Source organism: Streptomyces misionensis (assembly GCF_007896895.1).
GTDB lineage: Bacteria > Actinomycetota > Actinomycetes > Streptomycetales > Streptomycetaceae > Streptomyces > Streptomyces misionensis_A.
Map to the genome: position 1 here is coordinate 11,898 of NZ_VOGW01000207.1, position 8,419 is coordinate 20,316.

The 8,419-nt window shown below is 73.2% G+C and carries 8 protein-coding genes; 3 read left to right on the plus strand and 5 right to left on the minus strand.

Translation table 11 applies throughout. The annotated features are described in order from the left end of the window. Positions 1 to 135: 135 nt before the first annotated feature. On the minus strand, positions 136 to 1,908 hold the full coding sequence (locus FRZ03_RS38365) for an acetyl/propionyl/methylcrotonyl-CoA carboxylase subunit alpha (RefSeq protein WP_146469786.1): 1,773 nt from the start codon (positions 1,906 to 1,908) through the stop codon (positions 136 to 138). Positions 1,909 to 2,285: 377 nt separating this feature from the next. Here FRZ03_RS38365 and FRZ03_RS38370 point away from each other — a divergent pair, with 377 nt between their 5' ends. After that, a complete protein-coding gene (locus FRZ03_RS38370) occupies positions 2,286 to 2,858 on the plus strand; it encodes a hypothetical protein (RefSeq protein ID WP_398662294.1) in 573 nt (190 codons plus the stop codon). On the opposite strand, the gene FRZ03_RS38375 is transcribed toward FRZ03_RS38370, so the two are convergent. The 4 genes from FRZ03_RS38375 to FRZ03_RS38385 all read right to left on the minus strand — a co-directional run bounded on the left by FRZ03_RS38375 (position 2,830) and on the right by FRZ03_RS38385 (position 5,642). Beyond that, positions 2,830 to 3,447 carry a Maf family protein gene (locus FRZ03_RS38375; RefSeq protein WP_146469787.1) on the minus strand — a complete coding sequence of 206 codons (618 nt, stop codon included), beginning with the start codon at positions 3,445 to 3,447 and terminating at the stop codon, positions 2,830 to 2,832. The two genes, FRZ03_RS38370 and FRZ03_RS38375, sit on opposite strands and share 29 nt — an antisense overlap. Positions 3,448 to 3,524: 77 nt before the next feature. Further along, on the minus strand, positions 3,525 to 3,653 hold the full coding sequence (gene mmpB, locus FRZ03_RS40930) for a morphogenic membrane protein MmpB (protein ID WP_257585489.1): 129 nt from the start codon (positions 3,651 to 3,653) through the stop codon (positions 3,525 to 3,527). A gap of 141 nt (positions 3,654 to 3,794) precedes the next feature. Continuing rightward, positions 3,795 to 4,004, minus strand: coding sequence for an acyl-CoA carboxylase epsilon subunit (locus FRZ03_RS38380; RefSeq protein WP_146469788.1), 210 nt, complete (start codon positions 4,002 to 4,004; stop codon positions 3,795 to 3,797). A 24-nt stretch (positions 4,005 to 4,028) separates the two neighbouring features. Continuing rightward, positions 4,029 to 5,642 carry an acyl-CoA carboxylase subunit beta gene (locus tag FRZ03_RS38385; protein WP_146469789.1) on the minus strand — a complete coding sequence of 538 codons (1,614 nt, stop codon included), beginning with the start codon at positions 5,640 to 5,642 and terminating at the stop codon, positions 4,029 to 4,031. A gap of 110 nt (positions 5,643 to 5,752) precedes the next feature. Here FRZ03_RS38385 and FRZ03_RS38390 point away from each other — a divergent pair, with 110 nt between their 5' ends. Both FRZ03_RS38390 and FRZ03_RS38395 read left to right on the plus strand, forming a co-directional pair. Next, entirely contained in the window at positions 5,753 to 6,619 is an 867-nt protein-coding gene (locus FRZ03_RS38390; RefSeq protein ID WP_146469790.1) for a biotin--[acetyl-CoA-carboxylase] ligase, read from the plus strand. Between the two features lie 559 nt (positions 6,620 to 7,178). Next, the gene (locus FRZ03_RS38395) at positions 7,179 to 8,300 is read left to right on the plus strand and encodes an adenylate/guanylate cyclase domain-containing protein (protein WP_146469791.1); all 1,122 of its coding nucleotides are present in this window, start codon (positions 7,179 to 7,181) and stop codon (positions 8,298 to 8,300) included. Positions 8,301 to 8,419 lie beyond the last annotated feature (119 nt).

Below are 8,419 nucleotides of genomic sequence, written 5' to 3' on the forward strand. Positions count from 1 at the left end.
GCCGGGAGACCGGTGGGAACGCGGGCGCAGGGCGAGCTCGGGGCGCGGCGCCCCCCGGCGAGACACCCGCCCCCGAGAACACCACCGGCCCCCGGCGGAGAGCCGGGGGCCGGTGTGTCGCTTGGAAAGCGGGGATCAGTCCTTGATCTCGCAGATGGCCGCGCCCGACGTGATGGACGCGCCCACCCCCGCGTTGAGGCCCTTGATGGTGCCGGCCTTGTGAGCGTTGAGGGGCTGCTCCATCTTCATGGCCTCCAGGACGACGACCAGGTCGCCCTCCTTGACCTCCTGGCCCTCCTCCACGGCGATCTTGACGATCGTGCCCTGCATCGGCGAGGCGAGGGTGTCACCGGAGGCCACGGGGCCGGACTTCTTCGCGGCGCGGCGCTTCGGCTTGGCGCCGGCGGCGAGGCCGGTGCGGGCCAGCGACATGCCCAGCGACGACGGGAGGGAGACCTCCAGGCGCTTGCCGCCGACCTCGACGACGACGGTCTCGCGGCCCGCGTCCTCCTCCGCCTCGACGTCGGCGGGCGCCGCGAAGGGCTTGATCTCGTTGACGAACTCGGTCTCGATCCAGCGGGTGTGGACCTTGAACGGCTCGGCGGAACCGGTCAGTTCGGGGGCGAAGGCCGGGTCCCTGACCACGACGCGGTGGAACGGGATCGCGGTCGCCATGCCCTCGACCTGGAACTCGTCCAGCGCCCGCGCGGCCCGCTCCAGGGCCTCCTTGCGGGTGCGGCCGGTGACGACCAGCTTGGCGAGCAGCGAGTCCCACGCCGGGCCGATGACCGAGCCGGACTCGACGCCGGCGTCCAGGCGGACACCGGGGCCGGACGGCGGGTCGAACGTGGTGACCGTGCCGGGGGCCGGCAGGAAGTTGCGGCCCGGGTCCTCGCCGTTGATGCGGAACTCGAAGGAGTGGCCGCGCAGCTCCGGGTCGCCGTAGCCCAGTTCCTCGCCGTCGGCGATGCGGAACATCTCACGGACCAGGTCGATGCCGGCGACCTCCTCGCTCACCGGGTGCTCGACCTGGAGGCGGGTGTTGACCTCCAGGAAGGAGATCGTGCCGTCCTGGCCGACCAGGAACTCACAGGTGCCCGCGCCCTCGTAACGGGCCTCCTTCAGGATGGCCTTGGAGGCGCGGTACAGCTCGGCGACCTGCTCGTCGGACAGGAACGGCGCCGGGGCCTCCTCCACGAGCTTCTGGTGGCGGCGCTGGAGGGAGCAGTCACGGGTGGAGACGACGACCACGTTGCCGTGCTTGTCCGCCAGGCACTGGGTCTCCACGTGCCGCGGACGGTCCAGGTAGCGCTCCACGAAGCACTCGCCGCGGCCGAAGGCGGCGACCGCCTCGCGCACCGCCGAGTCGTACAGCTCGGGCACCTCTTCGAGGGTGCGGGCGACCTTCAGGCCGCGGCCACCGCCACCGAAGGCGGCCTTGATGGCGATCGGCAGGCCGTGCTCCTCGGCGAAGGCCACGACCTCGTCGGCACCGCTGACCGGGTCCGGCGTGCCGGCCACCAGGGGGGCGCCGGCGCGCTGGGCGATGTGCCGGGCCGCCACCTTGTCGCCCAGGTCGCGGATGGCCTGCGGGGGCGGGCCGATCCAGTTCAGGCCCGCGTCGATCACGGCCTGCGCGAATTCGGCGTTCTCCGAGAGGAAGCCGTAACCCGGATGGATGGCGTCCGCGCCGGATTCGCGGGCCGCGTTCAGGACCTTCTCGATGTCCAGGTAGCTGGTCGCCGGGGTGTCACCGCCCAGGGCGAACGCCTCATCCGCCGCGCGGACATGCAGAGCGTCCCGGTCCGGGTCCGCGTAGACGGCCACGCTCGCGATCCCCGCGTCCCGGCAGGCCCGGGCCACGCGGACAGCGATTTCGCCACGGTTGGCGATGAGCACCTTGCGCACGATTGAGGCTCCCTCCTTGAAACAAGCCGAGTTTAGGGACTGCCGACACGGCACTTCGACCCGTCCCCAATGGTGAGCTTGCCCACACGGAGCGTGATGCGGGGCTCGCCCGACCCGCGAAAGTCCCGGTGGCACCTTGCTACGCAGGACTCCTTCGGAAAACCCTAGCCCGCCCATGTGGCCAAGGTCTCTGTAAGGGCGTGCCGCGCCCCACTCGGTTTCTTTGTCGAGTCCCTACGAATGGCCCAATGATTCTTTGCTGCAGCGCGAACCCTTGTCCCCTGGTTTACCCGTTAGTAGCGTTCACGGCGTCCCGCACTACTGCGGGTAACAGCGAGCGGCTCGGGAGTGGGTGGGGATCGGTGGTGCGCAGGCCGGTGGCGTGGGTGGTGACCGTCGTCCTCCTGGTGGAGGCGCTCGGCGTCGCGGCGCTGAACTGGTTCCTCGGCATGGTCGTGGAGCGGCAGAAGATGTCCATGGCCGGTGTGGACCCGCATCTGATGTCGACGTCCTCGAAGATCGGCGGCGTCGTCTTCGGCCTGTACTTCGCGCTGTGCGCGCTGGTCGCCCTGCTGGTGGCGGTCCGCGACCGCGCCCCCGCCGGGTTCGGCCGCGTCCTGCTGGTCAGCGCGGCGGTCGTGCACGGCCTGCTGGGCGCCTTCGCCTGGGGCCTGGTCGGCTGGACGGCCTTCCTGGTCATGGTGGCGGTGCTCGCGCTCCTCGTGCTGCTCCTGGTCTCCTACGACCGGGACGGCGGCCCCGGGCCGCGAGCGGTGCCCGGCGGGGACGGCGGGACGGGCGGCGAGCCGATGGCCGGGCACGGACCGGCCGCCGCCCCCGCGGGGGAGCCCGTGGTGGGCCGTACGGAGGAGCCCCAGGACGGGGACGGGGAGGAGCCGCAGGACTCCGTCCCCGCCGGGTTCACTCCGCCGGTGCCCACAACTCCGTGATGCCGACGCCCAGTTCGGCCAGCAGCTTGCGCACCAGGGGCAGGCTGATGCCGATCACGTTGCCGTGGTCGCCGTCGATGCCCTCGATGAACGGCGCGGACCGGCCGTCCAGGGTGAACGCCCCGGCGACGTGGAGGGGCTCGCCGGAGGCCACGTAGGCGGCGATCTCCTCGTCGCTGGGCTCGCCGAACCGCACGACGGTGGAGGCGGTCGCCGACACGTACCGCTTGGCCTCCGTGTCCCAGATGCAGTGCCCCGTCTGGAGCACGCCGGCCCGGCCGCGCATCGACTTCCAGCGGGCGGTGGCCTCCTCGGTGTCGGCGGGCTTGCCGAGCGCGCGCCCGTCCAGCTCCAGCACGGAGTCGCAGCCGATCACCAGGGCCCCCTGCACCTCGGGCAGCGCCGCCACGACGGAGGCCTTCGCCTCGGCCAGGGCGAGCGCCAGCTCGGCCGGGGTGGGAGCGGTGACGGCGTCCTCGTCGACCCCGCTGACCACGACCTCGGGGGCGAGACCCGCCTGCCGGAGCAGGCCGAGGCGGGCGGGGGACTGGGAGGCGAGCACGAGTCGCCTGCGGCGCGTTGCGGTCATGCCGTCAGGTTAGTCACCCGGTTGCCGCGGGGCGCACCAGGCGAGCGGGCACGGGCCGGCCCGACCCGGAAAAGGCCCTAACGCAGACCGGCCACGGCCATCGCCAGGATCACCACGACGGCCATCAGGACGCCGAGCCGTCGCAGCATGTCCTGCGCGTCGCGCAGCTCTTTCGGCGGCTCGTCGTCCGGGTCCGACCACAACATGCCCCCAGCGTGCGGCCCGGCCGGTGGGGGCCGCCTGAGTACCGGTACTCAAGTCGGCCCCGCCGTCGCGTGCCGGCGTGTGGTCTCGCTCACGCGCCCCTTCGGGGCGTCCCCCAGGGGGACGCTCCCCGGGGAATCTCCCTAGCTCGGCCAGTAGGTGCGGGCCCAGGACGCCGGGCCCGGCCGGGGGACCCGGGCGGCGGCGATCCGCGACGGGTCCGCCCACGCGTCCCCCGGCCCCGGCGCGCCGGACGGCGCCGCCGCTGCCGCCGCGGCGCGGGCGCGGACCACCGCCAGGGCGGCGGCCAGCTCCTCGGGGGTCGGGTTGCCTCGTACGACCTTGATCGTCATGTCGGCTCCTGTCGGTCGGCGGGCCTAGAGGGGGATGTTGCCGTGCTTCTTCGGGGGCAGTGATTCCCGCTTGGTGCGCAGCTGACGCAGACCCCGGACGATGTGGGCGCGGGTGTCGGACGGCATGATCACCGCGTCGACGTAGCCGCGCTCGGCCGCCACGTAGGGGTTGAGGAGGGTGTCCTCGTACTCCCGGACCAGCCGGGCCCGCACGGCCTCCACGTCCTCGCCGCTCGCCTCCGCCTCGGCGAGGCTGCGCCGGTGCAGGATGTTGACCGCGCCCTGGGCGCCCATGACGGCGATCTGGGCGGTGGGCCAGGCCAGGTTGAGGTCGGCGCCCAGGTGCTTGGAGCCCATGACGTCGTAGGCGCCGCCGAAGGCCTTGCGGGTGATCACGGTGATCAGCGGGACGGTGGCCTCGGCGTAGGCGTAGATCAGCTTGGCGCCGCGCCGGATGATGCCCTCGTGCTCCTGGCCGACGCCGGGCAGGAAGCCGGGCACGTCCACGAAGGTCAGCACCGGCACGTTGAAGGCGTCGCAGGTGCGCACGAAGCGGGCGGCCTTCTCGGAGGCGTCGATGTCGAGGCAGCCCGCGAACTGCATCGGCTGGTTGGCGACGACGCCCACCGGGTGGCCCTCGACCCGGCCGAACCCGGTGACGATGTTCGGCGCGAACAGGGCCTGCGTCTCGAAGAACTCGCCGTCGTCCACGACGTGTTCGACCACCGTGCGGATGTCGTACGGCTGGTTGGCGCTGTCCGGGACGAGGGTGTCCAGCTCGCGGTCCTCGTCGCTGACGGAGAGGTCCGCCTCCTCGGGGAACACCGGGGGCTCGGAGAGGTTGTTGGACGGCAGGTACGACAGCAGCTGCTTGATGTACTCGACGGCGTCCTTCTCGTCCCCGGCCATGTGGTGGGCCACGCCGGACACGGCGTTGTGGGTGCGGGCGCCGCCCAGCTCCTCGAAGCCGACGTCCTCGCCGGTGACGGTCTTGATGACGTCCGGGCCGGTGATGAACATGTGCGAGGTCTGGTCGACCATCACCGTGAAGTCGGTGATGGCCGGCGAGTACACCGCGCCGCCCGCGCACGGGCCGACGACCAGGCTGATCTGCGGGATCACGCCCGAGGCATGGGTGTTGCGGCGGAAGATCTCGCCGTAGGCGCCGAGCGAGGCGACGCCCTCCTGGATCCGGGCGCCGCCGGAGTCGTTGATCCCGATGATCGGGCAGCCGGTCTTCAGGGCGAAGTCCATCACCTTGGCGATCTTCTGGCCGTAGACCTCGCCGAGGGCGCCGCCGAAGACGGTGAAGTCCTGGGAGAAGACGGCGACCGGACGGCCGTCGACGGTGCCGTAGCCGGTGACGACCCCGTCTCCGTACGGCCGGTTCCGCTCCAGCCCGAAGTTGGTGGAGCGGTGCTGGGCGAACTCGTCGAGTTCGACGAACGACCCCTCGTCCAGGAGCAGTTCGATCCGCTCACGGGCCGTCAGCTTGCCCTTGGCGTGCTGCTTCTCGACGGCGCGTTCCGAGCCGGCGTGCGTCGCCTCGTGAATGCGCCGCTGGAGATCCGCGAGCTTGCCCGCGGTCGTGTGAATGTCGATCCCTTGGATCTCTTGACGCTCTTCCGGCTCGGACATCGGGATGCGGCTCCCTGCCTGCTCAAAAGGGGGGACGGTTACTCGTTCGTAGAGTAGTGCTGGGCCTACCGATCAGCACTGCGTCGTTTGCCACACCTAGGGTGGCTTGCATGACGCCCCGAGATGCAGCAGACGACAACCGCGGCCGCTGGTCCGATCTGGACCGCCCGCCGCTGAACGCGACCGCCCTGCGCCGGGCCCTGGTGCGCGAGGACGGTCTGTGGTCCGGGCTCGACGTGGTGCAGAGCACCGGTTCCACCAACGACGACCTGGTGGCCCGGGCGGCGGCCGGTCCGGTGCCGGAGGGCGCGGTGCTGGTGGCGGAGGAGCAGACGACCGGGAAGGGACGCCTGGACCGCCGGTGGTCGGCGCCGCCGCGCTCCGGCCTCTTCGTCTCCGTGCTGCTGCGGCCCGCCGGGGTGCCCATCGAGCGCTGGGGGTGGCTGCCGCTGCTCACCGGGGTCGCGGTGGCCACGGGGCTGGCGCGGGCGGCGGGCGTGGACACGGCGCTGAAGTGGCCGAACGACCTGCTGGTGACCGTGGACGGCGAGGAGCGCAAGGCCGGGGGCATCCTCCTGGAGCGGGCCGGCGACGACGGCGTGGTGATCGGCTTCGGCCTCAACGTCTCGCTGCGGGCGGACGAACTGCCGATCCCGGGCGCGGGTTCGCTGCTGCTGGCGGGGGCCGTGAACACGGACCGGGACCCGCTGCTGCGGGCGGTGCTGCGCTCCCTGGAGACCTGGTACGGCCGCTGGCGCGCGGCGGACGGCGACCCCGCCGCGTGCGGCCTCCAGGAGGCCTACGCGGCCGGCTGCGCCACGCTGGGCCGCACGGTGCGGGCGCAGTTGCCGGGCGACCGCGACCTCGTCGGCGAGGCGGTGGCCGTGGACGGCGACGGCCGCCTGGTCATCGCCACGTCGGAGGGCGTCCAGGAGCCGGTGGGAGCGGGCGACATCGTCCATCTGCGACCGGCGTGACGCGGGATGGGGCGGACGCTCGCGGGGCACCGCTCCCCGTGAGGCGCGGCCACGGCGCCCGTGAGGGGCGCGGGGGACCGCGCGTCCGGGGTGGTGGCGCGACTGTGGGCGGCGGGACTGGGCCCCGGCGGTTTTCCGGGCTGTGCGGCCGGCCGGGTTCGGCGTGCTGCCGTGCCCACCCCGGCCGCCCTGGACGGCGCGGCTGCCCGCGCCCCCCGGCGGCATGAGCGGTCGTTGCCGGGTCGGCGGTCGGCGGTCGGCGGTCGGCGGTCGGCGGTCGGCGGTCGGCGCGGTGGCACGACGGCCCCTGCGTTCACGGCGCCCGTGAAGGCCGCGGGGAGCCGTGCGACGGCGCGGGCGGTGGAGGGCGTGGGCCGCGGGTGCGGGGGGCGGCCGGGGGCCGCAAGCTGAGGGCGGGGGCGGACCGACTCGGGCGCGGGACCCGCCGGTGCGGGACAGGTGGACGTCGGCCGAACCCGACGGAGTGAGCTGGCGCACACCTGCCGTAGAGTTGAGGCCGGTCGATACCTGACCGCGGCAGATCGGAAGGGCAGCAGGCGTGACCGTCGACGACACGGGCCCCGGCGAGCAAGGCCGGACGGACCCCAGCGCCGCCGACTCCGGCGAGGATCCGCTCGCGCTCCGCCTCGAACAGCTCATCCTGGGCGCCGAGCGCCGCTACACCCCTTTCCAGGCCGCCCGCAGCGCAGGCGTCTCCATGGAGCTGGCGTCCCGCTTCTGGCGGGCGATGGGCTTCGCGGACATAGGCCAGGCCAAGGCCCTCACCGAGGCCGACGTGCTCGCCCTGCGCCGGCTCGCCGGTCTGGTGGAGGCGGGCCTGCTCAGTGAGGCCATGGCGGTGCAGGTGGCCCGTTCGACCGGCCAGACCACCGCCCGGTTGGCCGAGTGGCAGATCGATTCCTTCCTGGAGGGGCTGACCGAGCCCCCCGAGCCCGGCATGACCCGCACCGAGGTGACGTACCCCCTGGTCGAGCTGCTGCTGCCGGAGCTGGAGGAGTTCCTGGTCTACGTCTGGCGCCGGCAGCTCGCCGCCGCCACCGGCCGGGTCGTCCAGGCCGCGGACGACGAGGAGATGGTGGACCGCCGGCTGGCCGTCGGCTTCGCCGACCTCGTCGGGTTCACCCGGCTGACCCGCCGCATGGAGGAGGAGGAACTCGGCGAACTGGTCGAGGCCTTCGAGACCACCGCAGCCGACCTGGTGGCCGCGCGCGGCGGCCGGCTCATCAAGACCCTCGGTGACGAGGTGCTCTACGCGGCGGACGACGCGGGCACGGCCGCGGACATCGCGCTGCGCCTGGTGGAGACGCTGGCCAACGACGAGACGATGCCCGAACTGCGCGTCGGCATGGCGTTCGGCACCGTGACCACCCGGATGGGCGATGTCTTCGGTACGACGGTGAACCTCGCCTCCCGGCTGACCTCCATCGCCCCGCGCGACGCCGTGCTGGTGGACAGCGCGTTCGCCGAGGAGCTGATCCGCACCCGCGAGGCCCCCGCCTCGGAGGCGGAGGCGGCCGAGGCCGCGGCGGCCGCCGAGAAGGAGGGCGAGGAGCCGCCGTCGTACCGCTTCGCGCTCCAGCCGATGTGGCAGCGGCCCGTGCGCGGGCTCGGCGTGGTCGAGCCGTGGCTGCTCGCCCGCCGGGACGGCCGGCAGTCGTAGCCGTCGGTCCCCATCGGCCGTAGCCGTCAGCCCCAGCGGGGGCCCGTCACGTCCACGCAGAGGCCGATCACCGGCAGGCACAGCCCGCCCGGACCGGGCGCCGGTGCGCTCTGGCCGGG